The following is a 16,024-nucleotide window of genomic DNA, read 5'->3' as shown; positions in this document are numbered from 1 at the left end:
GTACCCGCGTACTACACGTGACACCTGTTTCATTCGCGAATCTGCCCCTGGCCGTGAATGATGTATTTATAGCTTACGAGCTCTGCCAGGCCCATAGGACCACGGGCGTGCAGCTTTTGCGTGCTGATGCCGATTTCAGCGCCGAAGCCAAACTGGAACCCATCTGTAAAGCGCGTCGATGCATTGACATAAACGGCAGCCGAATCGACTTCTTTCAGGAAGCGTTCAGCCGTTGCTTTATTTTCCGTGATGATCGTTTCTGAATGGTGCGTGCTGTAGCGGCGAATGTGATTCATAGCTTCGTCTACAGAGGCTACCGTTTTAATCGACATGATCAGTGCGTTGTATTCCGTCTTCCAGTCCTCTTCCGTAGCGGCAATGGCGTCGCTGCCGGCAGCCGCCTGGGCCTTCGCATCAGCCCGCAATTCTACCCGGTCCGTTTTCATGACCGGCACGAGGCGGTCTAAAAGAGGCTGCAAAACGGCTTCATGAACAAGAAGCGTTTCCATGGAGTTACACGTCGAAGGACGCTGAACCTTCGAATTTTCAATAATCGGCACGGCTTTATCGAGGTCTGCGTCCTTATCGACGTAGACGTGGCAAACGCCGCTGCCCGTTTCGATGACTGGCACGCGGGCCGTATCGACGACCATGCGGATCAGGCCGGCACCGCCGCGGGGAATGGCCAGGTCGATAAACTCGCGCAGCGTCAGAAGTTCCCGTACGAGGGCACGGTCCGTATTTTCCAGGAGGCCTACGACGTCCGGATTGATACCGGCTTTTGCCAGGCCGGCATGAATCACCTTGGCCAGAGCCAGATTGGAAGAAATAGATTCACTGCCACCGCGCAAGACTGTCGCGTTGCCTGATTTCAGGCACAGTGCCGCTGCGTCGACTGTAACGTTAGGCCGCGATTCGTAAATAATGGCGATGACGCCTAAGGGCACGCTGACCTTGCTGATAGCCAGCCCGTTAGGACGCGTCCACGATGCCAGCGTTTTTCCCACAGGGTCAGGCAATTCGCTGACCTGGCGTACGCCTTCGGCCATGGAAACAATCCGTTCCGGCGTCAGCTTCAGGCGGTCCAGCATGGCCGGCGCCATGCCCTTTTCCCGGGCCCGCGCCAAGTCTTCTGCGTTGGCTGCGAGAATAGCATCTGTCTGGTTGATGAGTTCTTCAGCAATATATAAAAGAGCCTTGTTCTTGACGTCCGTTGCCGTCGTGGCTAAGACGTAGGCAGCATCATGGGCTGCCTTTGCTTTGCTGTATACTTCTGATTCCATAGGATTTCCCTCCCTGCTAGTACAGAGCCACCAGGTTATCACGGTGAATGACTTCTTCATAGATGCCGTCCGGGCCGAGGACGCCGGGAATTGCCGACGACTGCAGTCCCTTAATGGCATTGATGTGAACACTACCGTAGTTGGTAATGCCTTTGGCAATAATCAGGCCATCGTATTCCACATTGACGATGTCCCCTTCATGGAACATACCGGACACACTCTTAATGCCTACGGCCAAGAGGCTCGAGCCATGGGCTAAGATGGCATTACGGCAGCCTTCATCGACGTGTAGTGTACCCGTAGCCTTACTGCCTGACACAAGCCAGCGTTTCTTCGAATGAAGTGGCGCTTCTTTGGCCTTAAAGAGCGTGCCTACAGGCTCGCCGGCAACGATGCGGCTGATAATACCGTCTTCACTGCCTGAGGCAATGACCATATCCACATCGGCTGCCGTAGCAATGGAAGCCGCCTGGATTTTCGTATGCATACCACCCGTCCCCATGGCACTGCCAGCATCACCGGCAATTTCGTAAATGTGTTTGTCGATTGTTTCTACGACGGGAATAATCGTCGCTTCCGGATGGGTCTTCGGGTTATCCGTGTAGAGACCGTCAATATCCGACAAGAGGATCAGGAGATCTGCGTCGACGAGGCCGCTTACCATAGCCGATAAGGTATCGTTGTCGCCTATCTTGTATTCGTCGACGGCGACGACGTCGTTTTCGTTAATAATAGGAATAATGCCCATGTCCAGCATCGTGAGGAGCGTATTACGAGAGTTCATGAACTTACTGCGGTCCTGCGAATCCATGCGCGTCAGGAGTACCTGGCCGACGATCTGGCCGTATTCGCTGAAGAAGCGTTCGTACGTATGCATGAGGACGCCCTGGCCGACAGCAGCAATAGCTTGCTTTTCCCGGATATTGCGCGGCCGGTGATCCAGGTGTAACGGCGCCAGGCCGGCGTTCGTCGCACCAGAGGTGACAAGGAGCATTTCCTTGCCCATGTTTTGCAGATTCGCCAATTCGCGAACGAGATGTTCAATGCGCTGGTAATTCAACTTGCCCGTGCTATGGGAAATCGTACTGGAACCGACCTTGACGACGATTCGTTTCTTATCCCCAAAGCCCTTGCGTATGCTGTCCATGAGATCACTTCCTAGGCTTTAATAAATTCGTAATGGGATTTTTCTTTCTTCTTCTTGAAAAGTACACCGTAATGGCCAATAACCTGCACCAGTTCGGCACCGAGCATATCGGCCAGGTCTTCCATGGTTTCCTGTGTATCCAGGTTAGCATTGTTGAGGACGTGGGCCTTCACCAGTTCCCGTGCCGTAATGGCTGCACGGGCGCTGTCGATGACGGGATTGCTCAGGCCTTCCTTGCCGATCTGGATGACCGACGGCATTTGCGAAGCCAAGGCTTTAAGTGTACGTTTATCTTTGCTTGTCACAATAGGTAATTCCTTTCTATAAAAGCAATGCTTTACTGATGATATTCAAATTCCATGCCGTAAATACGGACCGTATTGCCTTCTTCAATGCCGTTCTTGCGCAGGAGCTTATCCAGTTCCATATAGCGCCAAATACGCTGGAAACGACGCAAGGACATGTCGTCGTTAAAGTTGGTCATGGCTACGAGGCGTTCAATACGCGGGCCGGTAATGACGAAGGCGCCGTCGTCATCGCGGGACACTTCGAAGTCCGGTTTTTCTTCCATCTTGTAGACTACCTCTTCCGTATTCTGTTCCGGTTCCTCTACGTACGTATCAAGGACCTGCCAAACGTATTCCATGAGCTCCGGCAACCCTTCGCCTGTAGCGGCACAAACCGGGTAGACTTCAATATGGCGTTCATCCATATATTTCTGGAGACGCTGCATAGGTTCATCCGATTCGAGGAGGTCGATCTTGTTAGCAGCTACGATCTGAAGCTTCTTCGACAGCTTTTCGCTGTACTGGGACAGTTCCTTGTTGATTTTTTCAAAATCTTCGATAGGATCGCGTTCTTCACTCCCCGAAACGTCGAGAACGTGAATGAGGATCTTCGTCCGTTCAATATGACGGAGGAAGTCGTGACCCAGGCCAACACCATCTGCAGCTCCTTCGATGAGGCCCGGAATATCGGCCATGACGAAGCTGCGCATTTCCGAAAGGGTAACGACGCCCAGAATCGGATTTAAGGTCGTGAAATGATACGCCGCTACTTCCGGTTCGGCTGCCGAAACGGAGCGCAAAATGCTCGACTTGCCGACGCTTGGATAACCGATGAGGCCGACATCAGCGAGAACCTTCAATTCCAGCTTCAGCCAGCGTTCTTCCCCAGGTTCGCCTTTTTCAGCAAAGGTCGGAGCCCGGTTGGCACTGGTACGGAAGTGGTAGTTGCCGCGGCCGCCACGGCCGCCTTTGGCAACGATAGCCGTCTGTCCATCTTCGTGGAGGTCCGCCATGAGGGCGCCCGTCGTTTCTTCGCGTACGAGCGTACCTACCGGTACGGGAATGATCAAATCATCGGCATCGCGGCCGAATTTATTGCTCCCCTGGCCTTTGCCACCGGGCTTAGCCTTGAAGAGCCGGCGGTAGCGGAAGTCGACGAGGGTATTGACGTTGCGGTCGGCTACGAGGACGACATTGCCGCCCTGGCCGCCGTCACCGCCGTTCGGTCCCCCCTTGGGTACGAACTTTTCGTGGCGGAAGCTGCTCATGCCGTCGCCACCGCTGCCGGATTGTACAAATATTCTTGCTCTGTCTATAAACATGGTTCACCTCATGATAAAAAACGAAACCAACGATCCCTGGGACGTTCTTTCAAAAAAAGAAACACAAAAAAGGGACGCGGTAATATAAGTATACCACGTCCCTCGTCTATCTGTCCCGATATGATCTAGTATACTTTTTCAGTATCCTAATTATTTTACCTGTTTTCCCTGACTTTGGCAAGGGCATTTATTTATTTTCCAAGATTTCCAAGGCTTTTTGATACTGCAAATCTGTCGTATCGTTCGGTTCCAAATTGACTTCTACGTCGGGCACGATGCCTACACCGTCAATTTCCCTGCCGTTGGTCGTCTTGTATTTGGCCACGGTCAGTTTCAAGGCACCGGCCTTATCGAGGGGATACACACCCTGAACAGTGCCCTTGCCGTAGCTCTTTGTGCCAACAATGGTACCGAGCTTCAAGTCCTGAATACAGCCGGCCACGATTTCCGAGGCACTGGCCGAGTTGCCATTGATGAGGACAACCATAGGAATCCGTTCGTCTGTCCCGTCAGCTTTATATTCCGATTCTTCGCCAGAACGGGACGTAAAGGAAACGATGACGCTGTCAGGCGGTACGAAATTGTTGCACACGGCAACGGCCTGATCGACGAGTCCCCCTGGGTTATTGCGCAGGTCCAGGATCATCTTTTGCATGCCTTCGCCCTTGAGGCGCTGAAATTCCTTCGTAAATTCTTCGCCAGTATTTTCGCTAAAGACAGCGACGCGGATATAGCCAATGTTCGTGCCTTCTACCATATGACCGGCTACGGTCTGAATTTTTATCTTCTTCCGTTCGATTGTATAGTCCTGCGTCGTACCATCGCGGCCAATCGTCAAGGTGACGCTCGTTCCTTCAGGGCCGCGGACGGCCTTCGATACATCTTCTAAGGGCATGCCTTGTGTCGGCTTGCCATCGACGGCAAGGATCAAATCGCCGCGCTGCAAGCCTGCTGCCTGGGCGGGACTATCGTCCATGACGCCGGCTACGAGGACACCGTCATCACTAGTGCCAATATAGACACCGCCGCCGGCATAGGAACCTGACGTTTCGTCAGAAAAGGCCTGGAAATCATCGCCGTCGAGATAAATGCTGTGCTTGTCGCCGAGCTTACTGACGATGCCTTCAAGAGCACCGTTAAGAAGTTCCTGTTTATCCACTGCACCGGGATAATTCGTTTCTACCAGGTGGAGCGTACGGAAAAATTTGATAAACCCCGTCGGCGAACCTGTGTAGTAGGCAAAGAGGCCTGCGAGCAGGAGAAAACTGCACGCCACCGTGAGCAACGCCCAGGAAATGGCTTCAGTCAGTTTTTTTATCCAGCTCTTTCGTTTTTCATTTAGTGTACTCATAAAGGCCTCCTTCTGGTCTTATAAATAGCCCATGGGGTCAACCGGTTCGCCATTGGAGCGCACTTCAAAGTGAACGTGCGGCCCTGTCGAGTTCCCCGTAGAACCGGCGTAGGCAATAACCTGGCCTTTGGAAATACTCTGCCCTGCCGATACAGCCAAGGATTCATTATGACCGTAGAGTGTCGACAGGCCGTTGCCATGGTCAATGACGACGGCATAGCCATAGCCACTGATCCAGTCGGCTTCAACGACGACACCAGAATCGGCCGCGTGGACCGGCGTGCCATAGTCGACACCGATATCGATGCCCGAATGAAGAATCTGGCGGCCAAAGATCGGATGGTTCCGATAACCAAAGGGGGACGTAATAACGCCGTTTACAGGCCACATAAGAGCCCCTGTGCCGCTGACGGGCTGGTAAGCATCACTACTGCTGTCGACGCTGCCACCGCCACCGGAGCTGGAGCTATCAGCCTGGGCCTGAGCCGCCGCAGCAGCTGCTGCCGCGGCTGCTGCCTGACGGGCTGCAGCACGGTCACGCAAGGTCTGGGCAATCTGGTTAGACGATGCTTCCAATTCCTTGTACGCTTCTTCAGCCGTAGCCTTATCGCTTTCAGCCTTTGCCAGGATGGCCTGCTGTTCAGCCTTATGCTTTTCAATTTCTGCCTGTTTGGCCGCCGCTTCATCCTTCAGCTTCGCCTGTTGGGCCCGCTGGTCTTCCAGCGCTGCTTTGGCTGAAGCAATCTGAGCCTGTTCTTCCCGGATGGAAGTAATGAGCTCTAAATCGGAATTGACAATGCGCCGCAAGAGTTCGATGCGATTGGCAAAATCGTCAAAATCCTTAGCGCCTACGACGACATCGAGGTAATTCAGCTGACCGTGCATATAAATATCACGAATACGCCGGCTCAGAACCTGTTCGCGGCTGGCCAAATGGGTCTGGGCTTTTTCCAGTTCCCCCTGGGTCTTGACAATCTGCTTATCTGTTTCTGCCAGCTGATCAGAAATATTCTTATATTCTGCCCGGGCTGCATCCAGGCTTTCCTGGATAACCCGCAGCTTTTCAAAGACGTTGCCAATAACGGCTTCGGCTTCGTTCTTCTTTTGTGCCTGTTCGTTCATCTGGCTCTGCACCGTCGAGAGCTGATTCTGCAGATCTTCATCTTCTGCGAGAACCGCCCAGGCCGGATTCATCAGGCAAAGTGCTGCCACGATGGCCAACAGGGATCTCTTGTAGCTTACAGTCTGCATGACATCACACCTTCATATAACGTTTCAAAGAAATGGTACTGCCAATAGCCCCGATGATCATGCTGATAACGAGGATAATGGCGCTGGCCTGATACATGAATGGGTACGGACTGACCAAAGGTAAAAAGGCCAGGGTCCGGTGAATCGTTGCCACCGTAAATTCATAGAACTGGACCAGGGCTAAATCGGCAATGAGGCCGCCAATAAAACCAAGGAGCAAGCCTTCCAAGAGGAACGGCCAGCGGATAAACCAGTTCGTCGCACCGACGTATTTCATAATACCGATTTCCCGACGCCGGGCAAATACAGTCAGGCGGATCGTATTAGAAATAATAAATAAGGTTGCAAAGGTGAGGAAAATAATGAGCGCAATGCCGCCCCAGCGGATGATCGTAGCCACCTGGAAGAGCTGCTCAATGATTTCCTGACCGTAGTGGGTACTTTCTACTTCTTTGTACTCGCCTACGACTTCTGCTGTCTTACGTACCTGTTCCGGATTATTCAGGGTCAGCGTATACGATGTAGGCAAGGGGTTTTTGCCATCGAGAGCATCCAGGATCCCCGGCTGATCTTTCATCCGTTCCTTCAGCTTGTCCATGGCCTGATCCTTATTGGTAAATTCGATGGACTTCACGTCCGGCAGTTCTTTCAACCGCTTGCCAACGCTCATGACCTGATCTGTCGTCAGGCCGTCCTTCAAATAAACGCTGATCTGTACCTGGTTTTCCAGATTATCAGCGAAATAGTCCAAATTCGCTACCATAATCAGAAAAAGTCCCAGGACGAAGAAAGAAACAGCCACCGTCGCAATAGACGCAATAGACATGAAACTGTTACGCCAAAAGGACGTGAACGCTTCAGAGAGGTAGTAGCGCATAGTTCTAATCTTCATAGTCGTAACCTCCCTGCTGTACATCGCGGACAATCTTACCATCGACAATTTCAATAACGCGCTTATTCATCATGTCGACCAGTGTCTGATCGTGCGTTACCATGACAACCGTTGTGCCCATGTGGTTGATTTTAGTGAAAATTTCCATAATCCCCTTGGATGTTTCCGGATCAAGGTTCCCCGTCGGTTCATCTGCAATGAGAAGGAGCGGCCGGTTGACGATAGCCCGGGCAATAGCGACACGTTGCTGTTCGCCGCCGCTCAGGTTCTTCGGCAGGGCATCGGCTTTGCCTACGAGGCCGACCAGATCAAGTACGTTGCGCACCCGTTCTTTAATGAGCCGCCGTGGCGCTTCAATAACTTCCATGGCAAAGGCTACGTTTTCTTCAGCCGTCTTATTGGGCAGGAGACGGAAATCCTGGAAGACAATTCCCATACGGCGCCGCAAATAGGGCACGCGTCCCTTGCGCAGCTTGGTCACATCAATGCCATCGACGATAACCGTGCCTTCCGTCGGCAGCTCTTCATGGTCCAGGAGCTTGATAAACGTCGATTTGCCGGCACCACTGGCACCGACGACGAAGACGAACTCGCCTTTTTTAATATGCACATTGGCGTGATCCAAGGCAACGGAACCGTTGTCATAGACCTTCGATACATTCTTGAAATAAATCATGGTTTCTGTGATTCCTCTTTTCCTCGACCCAGCCAACTACAGGGTCCGAGATTTTTTCAGACATCTACTATTATATACGAAAAACAGCGGCCTGCAAATCGCTGTTTCTCAAACTCGCCCAGCGCTTCAGGACCGCTTGTTTTCTTTTTCTATTACTTGTAAGGCCAGCGTAGCATTGCGCATAGACTGACGGCGCAAATGATTGAGCTGCCCTTTTACGGCAGCCGAGATGCCGTGCTGATTCAGTTTTTGCAAAACATCGTCTACAAGTCCTTGAGCCGTCACCGTTTCCATCGTACCACAGATGTGCTCCCCAATGGCATCAATAAAGCTGTCGATTTTCGGATCGTAAGAAATCGACGTGACCGGCACGCCCATAATGGACGCAAAAACCAGGGCGTGAAGACGGTTAGCAATGACCGCGTCCATACAGCCCATGAGAGCCATGAACTCGACTGTATTGTAGCTCGCCTTAAGGACCGTTGCCGGCTCGTGCATGCGCGCCGCAATATCGGCACCGGCTTCAACGTCAGCCGGATACTGCATAGGGATAAAAATGATACGGACTCCCGTTTCTTGTACGAGCACATCAGCTGCCTTGGCAATTTCATCCTTAAACCTGGTCAGGTTTTGCCAGTTGCGGACAGCAATACCGATACGGCCGCCGACGCCATCGATGCCGGCCTGTTTCAAGAGGTAATAGCCTACCTTCGTATCGGCCGGGTGAATGGAAAGCACTGCATCGGCCGTTACATGGATCGGCGGTTTTGTAACACCCATGCGTTCGAGCTCACCTTTTGAATCCTTATCACGGACGCTGATCATCTGTACACGCTGCAACACCTTGCGCACAGCTGCCCGCGCCTTAGGCTGCCGCACAGGACCAATACCCTGGGCATACAGCATGACCGGTACGTGAAAAAAGAGGGCCATACGCATAATAAAAAGATAATAATAGAGGCTGCGCGTACTGGTTACATCCTGCAGCAGGCTGCCGCCACCACTGATGAGCAGGTCCGACCGGCTCAGGGCGGCAGCAATCCCCGGTACATTCAGACGATGAACAGTCCGCACATGATGGTTTTCCCGGGTCAGCTGGGAATTGCCCGTAATGACTGTGATTTCTGCCTGCGGCATGAGGTCTTTCAGGGAGCCGATTAAGGCTGCCAGCATAGCTTCGTCACCAGCGTTGGCAAACCCGTAATAACCGGAAATGACAATCTTAGTCACGCGTGTCCACCCGCTTTCCGAGCCAGGTCGTTACATACTGGAAAATGGCAATGGCACAAATGAGGAGTATCCCCAAGACCGTGCCTACTGCCCAGCCGTCGAGGCCGCGGATAAAGGACATGAGGAAAGGCGTACGTATATGGGCAAAGGTTTCTACCATAGAGCCGACGCCGATAACCGAGGCAATGACTAAGAAGAAATGCAACAGCTGCGGCCATTTACGGTAAATGGCTGCGACGAGGAGGAAAAAGGCCGGATGACCGACAAGGAATTCCTTTTCCCGTGGCCGGGCATACATAGCATTTTCCAGGAAACGGCGCATAACCACTTCAAAGCCCGGTACAGGCACGCCCGACGTGTGGCCACTGCGGCCGACGAAAATAATCGCCACCAGTCCCAGGAAGCCCACGAGGATGAGTGTTCCCATACGGATAGGAATATTGAGGAATTTCCGTACAAAATCCGTAAAATCTGCCGGCGTTGCCAACTGCCGTCCCATAACAGGAAAGCGGCGTACATAGCCAATGGCTACGATAATGAGCGGCAAGAGGAAGGTCAGCTTCACACCACGGTAGTAATCGAATTCCATGAAGAAGCGGATGTTGCCCAGCATGGCTGCAATGAAAAGACCGCCAATCATGGACATACCCACAGCTGCGGCGAGGCCCAGCGTGCCATCGCGGATAACCCGGCCGTAGCCGAGCTTCTGCGTAATGTGCTGGCTCTTCCAATAGTCAAGGAGAATGAGGATTGCCGCCGACGGTGCCGTAACAGCACAGCCTACAGCCATCATCTGCAGGAAGAGGGCGCCCTTGGCAATCATGGTGCCACCGGCACCAAAGAGGACGGCCAAGACGAGAAGGCCATAGTTGATGCGGTTCGAAAGAGGCAGTAAAAGGTTCAGGAGCAAGACGAAGCCACAGGCTGCAGCCGCTGCCGTAATAGCCAGGAGCAGCTTATTCGGGTAATACAGAGGCATCACCGATGCCTTGCCCAGGTGATAGCCCCGTTCGCTCAGCTTCGTCGACACGTTGTGAATGTAGTTGAGGTTCGTATCGGTCAAAGACTGGCCATGAAGCGGCTTCTTATAAAGTGGATAGAGATTAGCCCGCACGTTACGTTCCAAATCGCTGATATAGAAACGCATCGTCGCTTCTTCCGGCGTAATCTTATCCAGTTCTTCTTTCGACATAGCATAGACGCGGACCGTATCATAATGCATGAGACCGGCCAGGTCATACATGCCATCCTGCTTGTCATACTGCAGCTGGTCGGCTGCTTCGATCATGTAGAAAGGCATCTGACGGGCCAGCATGCGGTCTGCTGTAAGCTGTAAGAGGCCTTTCCGTTCGCCTGCGTCCGGGCTGTAGCCCAAGACTTCCTTACCGACAAACATGACGCCCGAGACGTGCTTAATCTTGTCGGCACGACGGAAGAAGGCTTCCACTTTATCTGGCGTAGGATCGCTGTAGTTCGTCGGTCGCAAAATGACGTGGAAACCGGCTTTGGCGATCTTGTTGGCATCAGCCGACATAATGCCCAGGTTCAATTCGCCCAGGGCCGGCATGACACCGTGAATACCCAAGATGCGGTACTGGGGATTGTCGATGACTACGGCGTTTTTGGCGCCCAAACGGGTCTGTAAATCTTCCGTCAGTTCATCAAAATAGGGATCATTCTGATTCTTCGGCTTACCGATGAGGTAATATTCGTAGTTTTCATTGCGCAGGCCAAACTGGGGATAATAGACCTCGCTGGCCATTTTCGTAATGAGTGAGCATTCACCGCGCTGGGTCATCTTGTTCAGCGTCGTGTCATAAATGGTGAAACTCGTAATACCGGCATCGCGGCATTTTTGCAGAATCGTATCCAGATCATAGCCATCATTCAACCCCATGACGACGACAGCATCGTAATCGAGGGCTTGCTCAATAGACATGGTGTCTGTTTCCACCTGATTCCGTTCCATACAGAGATATATACTGCACAGGAGGCCAATAAAAATGGCAACTACCATGAGCCAGATACTCCGTTTGTTCTTTTTGTTCATCTAATCACCTTATCTGCGGCTAACTAACCTGCCCGTGCAGCGTCAGGGAATCTCCCTGCATGGTTATGCTGTCCGGTACGATACCAAGCGGAAAATCCGCAAAGTCATACACTTCCAGGCGGGCCAGCTGGAAACCGCTGTATTTCGCGCCCAGCGCCGACACCGTCACATTAGACGGTAAGAACATGAGCTTGGTTCCTTCCATGCCAAAATGCCCGCTAATATCGGCATCAGCATTGACCAGGCCGCCTACGCGGATCTTGCCCTGCAAATGCACCTGGTCGCCACTAAAGGTAACCTTCAGGTCATTCGCACCTTTTACGGCCTGTTTCAAATAGGCCTGCAAATCTTCACTCGTAATGCGCGCATTTAGCTCACCACTCTGGGCCGACGTGACGACGAGCTTGTGCTGCGTCACGCTGTCAATGGGGTTGAACTGTACGCCGTGAAGGTTGCAATCCATATGCTGGACGCGCAGCTTGCCAATGCGTATTTCATCACCGCTGGCCTGAACATCATCGATGTGCCCGGTCAGTATTTCAATACCTGGCGAGCTGGTGATGCTCACATCCTGCGGCTGAATTTCCATGTGCTCTGCCAGACCCTGGTAAATACCAGCCTGGGCCAGCTTCGGTGCGCCCAGATCGAGCCCTGCAAGCAAGGCTGCGACGACCACACCTGTAATGATCCATTTCTTATTCATCATTTATATGCTCTGCTTTGCCAGCCGCTTTTCTTTCTGCTGCTGCAAGAAGCCTTCAATAAACATATCCAGATTTCCATCCATGACGGCCTGAATATTCCCTGTTTCCACATTCGTACGGTGATCCTTGACCAGCGTGTACGGGTGGAATACGTACGAGCGGATCTGACTGCCCCATTCGATGGCTTGGTGTTCGCCGCCGATTTCGGCTTTCAGCTGGGCTTGCTTTTCCTGTTCCAGTTCAAACAAACGGGCGCGCAAGTACTTCATACACATTTCCCGGTTTTGTACCTGAGACCGTTCATTCTGGCACTGCACAACGATGCCCGTCGGGATATGGGTCATACGTACAGCGGAGCTCGTCTTATTGACGTGCTGGCCGCCGGCACCGGACGCACGGAAATAGTCAACGCGGACATCATCCATATTGATTTCAATATCCACATCGTCCGGCAGTTCCGGCATGACATCGACAGCCGTAAAGGATGTATGACGACGTGCTGCAGCATCGAAGGGTGAAATACGGACCAAACGGTGCACGCCCTTTTCTGACTTCAAGTAGCCGTAAGCATATTCCCCTTCAATGGTAAAGGCAGCACTCTTAATGCCGGCTTCATCACCAGGCTGCATATCCATAACATTGATCTTAAAGCCGTGCTGTTCAGCCCAGCGTGTATACATGCGCACGAGCATTTGCGTCCAGTCCTGGGCTTCCGTTCCGCCGGCACCGGCGTGGAAGGTCAGGATGGCGTTACACGTATCGTATTCACCGGAAAGGAGCAGCAATACTTCGCGCCGTTCGATTTCCTTCAAGAGAGCGTTGTACTGTTCTTCAATTTCACCGGCCAGATCCGATTCCTTTTCTTCCATGGCAATTTCCAGGTAGTCCAGGAGGTCTGCTGCTTTCGTTGCCAGTTCTTCGTGGCCTTCGACTTCCGTCTTCAGGAGTGTCGCTTCCTGCGAAATCTTACGGGCCTTGTCCGGGTCGTTCCAAAAATCAGGATCGCTCATTTGCATATCCAGATCCATAATGCGGTCTTTCTTTTTAGCGAGGTTAAAGTGAATCCCCGATTTCCTGTATTCTCTTCTTTAAATCTTCCAAAGGCTTACGCATTTCTTCCAATAACACAAGAATCACCATCTTTCAAATGATAAAAATACAATAGGACAGGCGCCGCCCCTGATGAGAGAGGCAAACGCCTGTATAAGTTCCCGCTAGCTTACTTCGAATTACTCTTTCTTACCGTTTTCCAAATCTTCCTCTTCGCCTAATTCAGGGATTTCGTCGTGTACTTCCTTGGCGCCCTGCAGGTGATCTTCTACCTTAGGTACGTCCGGCTGCTTACTGTACGTAATCTGAATGTGATAGAGGAAGGTAACAGTCGTCTTCTTGATGGAGTCGACCATTTCTTCAAACATTTCATAGGCTTCAAATTTATATTCGACAAGGGGGTTCTTCTGGCCATAGGCACGCAGGTTGATGCCTTCCTTGAGGGCATCCATAGCGTCCAAATGGTCCATCCACTTGCTGTCGACAACGCGGAGCATAATGGCCCGTTCCAATTCACGCATCGTTTCGGAGCCCACTTCTTCTTCGCGGGCAGCGTAGAGATCGCTGGCGATCTGATAGAGCTTTTCTTTGACTTCCACACGGCTCATGTTTTCCAGCTCTTCGCTCGTAACGGCATCCTTCGGAATGAAGTACTGCTGCATTTGCGTCAAGAGGCCGGCGAAATCCCATTCTTCCGGATAGAGCTTTTCATCAGCGTATTTAGCCAGACCATCATCGATGATGTCGCTGACCATACCGAGAATGGTATCCTTCAGGGAATCGGCTGTAAGTACCTGGCGGCGCTGGCCATAGAGGACTTCACGCTGCTGGTTCATGACATCGTCATATTCAAGGACGTATTTACGAATTTCGAAGTTATGGCCTTCGACCTTCTTCTGCGCCTTTTCAATGGACTTGGTAATCATGCTGGCCGTAATCGGTTCATCTTCGTCGAGACCGAGCTTATCCATAAACTTGGAAATATTATCAGAGCCGAAAATACGCATGAGGTCATCTTCAAGGGACAGATAGAACTGTGTCGTACCGGGGTCGCCCTGACGGCCTGCACGACCGCGGAGCTGGTTATCAATACGACGGCTTTCGTGCCGTTCTGTACCGATAATCATGAGGCCACCCAATTCAGGCACACCTTTGCCCAGTTTAATATCTGTACCACGGCCAGCCATGTTGGTTGCAATGGTAACCATATCCTTCTGGCCGGCATCTTTGATAATTTCAGCTTCCTTTTCATGGAACTTGGCGTTCAGCACGTTGTGAACGATGTGTTCCTGATCAAGGAGACGGCTCAGGATTTCCGACTGGCTGATGCTCGTCGTACCGACCAGGATCGGCTGGCCGGTCTGATGACGTTTGACAACTTCCCGTACGACGGCACGGTACTTCGCGTTCTTCGTCTTATAAATGACATCCGGTAAATCCTTACGGATAGCCGGGCGGTTCGTCGGAATGACGTACACGTCGAGTTTATAAATCTTATTAAATTCATCTTCTTCCGTCTTGGCCGTACCGGTCATGCCGGCAAGCTTTTCGTACATACGGAAGTAGTTCTGGAAGGTGATTGTAGCCAAGGTCTTGCTTTCGCCCTGAACCTTGACATTTTCCTTCGCTTCAATGGACTGATGGAGACCATCGCTGTAACGGCGGCCAAACATGAGACGGCCCGTAAATTCATCGACAATGACGATTTCGCCATTCTTGACGACGTAATCCTTATCGCGGTGCATCATGAATTTGGCGCGCAGTGCCTGAATGACGAGATGGTTCAACTCCAGGTGTTCGCTATCGAACATGTTGCTAATGCCGAGCATCTTTTCGACTTTAGCTACGCCGGAATCGGTCGGCGCAATGGTCTTCTGCTTTTCATCCATGATGTAATCGTCAGCCGTAAAATGCTTAACGATCCCTGCCAGAGTATAGTACAGATCGGTAGACTTTTCGCCAGGACCGGAAATGATCAGTGGTGTACGGGCTTCATCGATGAGGATACTGTCCACTTCATCGACGATACAGTAATTCAGAGGCCGTTGTACCATCTGGTCCTTACTGATAACCATATTATCACGCAGGTAGTCGAAGCCAAATTCATTGTTCGTACCGTACGTAATATCTGAATTATAAGCACGGCGGCGCTGTTCATACGTCAAATCATGGACAATCAGACCGACGGACAAGCCGAGGAACTTATAAATCTGGCCCATTTCTTCACTGTCACGCGTAGCCAAGTAATCATTTACCGTAACGACGTGGGCGCCTTTTCCAGTAAGGGCGTTCAAATAGACCGGCAAGGTTGCAACCAGGGTTTTCCCTTCGCCGGTTCTCATTTCGGCAATATCGCCACGGTGTAAGACAATACCGCCCAGAAGCTGCACATCGAAATGACGCATGCCCAAGACACGGCGTGACGCTTCACGAACCACGGCAAAGGCTTCCGGCAGGATCTGGTCCAGCGTTTCACCCTTACTCAGGCGTTCCTTGAATTCAAAGGTCTTAGCCTGGAGCGACGAATCACTAAGAGCTGTCACCTGCGGCTCCAGATCATTAATGTGACGCACAATAGGCCACATTTTTTTCAATTCCCGGTCCGTGTTATTGCCGAGAAGATGTTGTATGAATTTATCAAACACGAAAAGACCTCCATTACGAACGTATTGATGAGCTACTGACACTAACTAACACTAATATCAATTCAACATTTTACAACAAAAAGCCCACTTTTTGCAATAGGCCCATGTAAAACCTCTGTATTTAAGCGTCTTCTTA

The 16,024-nt window shown here is 51.7% G+C and carries 13 protein-coding genes; all 13 read right to left on the bottom strand.

Features of this window, described 5'->3' with window-relative positions:
• Window positions 1–29: 29 nt before the first annotated feature.
• The 13 genes from PGX44_RS07400 to secA all read right to left on the bottom strand — a co-directional run bounded on the left by PGX44_RS07400 (window position 30) and on the right by secA (window position 15,888).
• Complete coding sequence (locus PGX44_RS07400; protein WP_498854859.1) at window positions 30–1,283, bottom strand: glutamate-5-semialdehyde dehydrogenase; 1,254 nt, start codon at window positions 1,281–1,283, stop codon at window positions 30–32.
• A 16-nt stretch (window positions 1,284–1,299) separates the two neighbouring features.
• Complete coding sequence (gene proB / locus PGX44_RS07395) at window positions 1,300–2,430, bottom strand: glutamate 5-kinase (protein ID WP_498854858.1); 1,131 nt, start codon at window positions 2,428–2,430, stop codon at window positions 1,300–1,302.
• An 11-nt stretch (window positions 2,431–2,441) separates the two neighbouring features.
• The gene (locus tag PGX44_RS07390) at window positions 2,442–2,735 is read right to left on the bottom strand and encodes a YhbY family RNA-binding protein (protein ID WP_498854857.1); all 294 of its coding nucleotides are present in this window, start codon (window positions 2,733–2,735) and stop codon (window positions 2,442–2,444) included.
• A 32-nt stretch (window positions 2,736–2,767) separates the two neighbouring features.
• Window positions 2,768–4,039, bottom strand: a complete 1,272-nt coding sequence (gene obgE / locus PGX44_RS07385) for a GTPase ObgE (protein ID WP_289002185.1) — start codon at window positions 4,037–4,039, stop codon at window positions 2,768–2,770.
• A 187-nt stretch (window positions 4,040–4,226) separates the two neighbouring features.
• A complete protein-coding gene (locus PGX44_RS07380; protein ID WP_498854856.1) occupies window positions 4,227–5,390 on the bottom strand; it encodes a S41 family peptidase in 1,164 nt (387 codons plus the stop codon).
• A gap of 18 nt (window positions 5,391–5,408) precedes the next feature.
• Window positions 5,409–6,641 (bottom strand): murein hydrolase activator EnvC family protein, encoded by a 1,233-nt coding sequence (locus tag PGX44_RS07375; RefSeq protein WP_498854855.1) that lies wholly within the window; start codon window positions 6,639–6,641, stop codon window positions 5,409–5,411.
• Window positions 6,642–6,645: 4 nt separating this feature from the next.
• Window positions 6,646–7,533, bottom strand: coding sequence for a permease-like cell division protein FtsX (gene ftsX / locus PGX44_RS07370; RefSeq protein ID WP_186502633.1), 888 nt, complete (start codon window positions 7,531–7,533; stop codon window positions 6,646–6,648).
• Window positions 7,523–8,209 carry a cell division ATP-binding protein FtsE gene (ftsE, locus tag PGX44_RS07365; protein WP_186502632.1) on the bottom strand — a complete coding sequence of 229 codons (687 nt, stop codon included), beginning with the start codon at window positions 8,207–8,209 and terminating at the stop codon, window positions 7,523–7,525. Before ftsE ends, ftsX begins: the two co-directional genes overlap by 11 nt.
• Before the next feature lie 126 nt (window positions 8,210–8,335).
• Window positions 8,336–9,439, bottom strand: coding sequence for a polysaccharide pyruvyl transferase CsaB (gene csaB, locus PGX44_RS07360; RefSeq protein ID WP_498854854.1), 1,104 nt, complete (start codon window positions 9,437–9,439; stop codon window positions 8,336–8,338).
• Window positions 9,432–11,489 carry a DUF5693 family protein gene (locus PGX44_RS07355; protein WP_498854853.1) on the bottom strand — a complete coding sequence of 686 codons (2,058 nt, stop codon included), beginning with the start codon at window positions 11,487–11,489 and terminating at the stop codon, window positions 9,432–9,434. The genes csaB and PGX44_RS07355 overlap by 8 nt, the downstream gene beginning before the upstream one ends.
• A gap of 19 nt (window positions 11,490–11,508) precedes the next feature.
• Window positions 11,509–12,195, bottom strand: a complete 687-nt coding sequence (locus PGX44_RS07350) for an LmeA family phospholipid-binding protein (protein WP_498854852.1) — start codon at window positions 12,193–12,195, stop codon at window positions 11,509–11,511.
• A protein-coding gene (gene prfB, locus PGX44_RS07345) for a peptide chain release factor 2 (RefSeq protein ID WP_246415261.1) occupies window positions 12,196–13,333 on the bottom strand; the annotation gives its coding sequence in 2 pieces (ribosomal slippage) (window positions 12,196–13,260 and window positions 13,262–13,333; 1,137 coding nt in all).
• A gap of 89 nt (window positions 13,334–13,422) precedes the next feature.
• On the bottom strand, window positions 13,423–15,888 hold the full coding sequence (secA, locus tag PGX44_RS07340; RefSeq protein WP_186502627.1) for a preprotein translocase subunit SecA: 2,466 nt from the start codon (window positions 15,886–15,888) through the stop codon (window positions 13,423–13,425).
• Window positions 15,889–16,024 lie beyond the last annotated feature (136 nt).

Origin of the sequence: Caecibacter sp. AF58-12pH5A, from assembly GCF_027681725.1 — a bacterium.
GTDB classification, from domain to species: domain Bacteria; phylum Bacillota; class Negativicutes; order Veillonellales; family Megasphaeraceae; genus Megasphaera; species Megasphaera hominis.
Note: the sequence above shows the minus strand (reverse complement) of the source record. Positions and strands in the feature narration are given on the sequence as shown.

Bases quoted from the DNA above. Each gene is read 5' to 3' on its own strand.
- ftsE (WP_186502632.1), bottom strand. From the start codon at position 8,209: ATGATTTATTTCAAGAATGTATCGAAGGTCTATGACAACGGTTCCGTT.
- PGX44_RS07375 (WP_498854855.1), bottom strand. From the start codon at position 6,641: ATGCAGACTGTAAGCTACAAGAGATCCCTGTTGGCCATCGTGGCAGCA.
- PGX44_RS07355 (WP_498854853.1), bottom strand. From the start codon at position 11,489: ATGAACAAAAAGAACAAACGGAGTATCTGGCTCATGGTAGTTGCCATT.
- proB (WP_498854858.1), bottom strand. From the start codon at position 2,430: ATGGACAGCATACGCAAGGGCTTTGGGGATAAGAAACGAATCGTCGTC.
- obgE (WP_289002185.1), bottom strand. From the start codon at position 4,039: ATGTTTATAGACAGAGCAAGAATATTTGTACAATCCGGCAGCGGTGGC.
- PGX44_RS07350 (WP_498854852.1), bottom strand. From the start codon at position 12,195: ATGATGAATAAGAAATGGATCATTACAGGTGTGGTCGTCGCAGCCTTG.
- ftsX (WP_186502633.1), bottom strand. From the start codon at position 7,533: ATGAAGATTAGAACTATGCGCTACTACCTCTCTGAAGCGTTCACGTCC.
- PGX44_RS07380 (WP_498854856.1), bottom strand. From the start codon at position 5,390: ATGAGTACACTAAATGAAAAACGAAAGAGCTGGATAAAAAAACTGACT.
- PGX44_RS07400 (WP_498854859.1), bottom strand. From the start codon at position 1,283: ATGGAATCAGAAGTATACAGCAAAGCAAAGGCAGCCCATGATGCTGCC.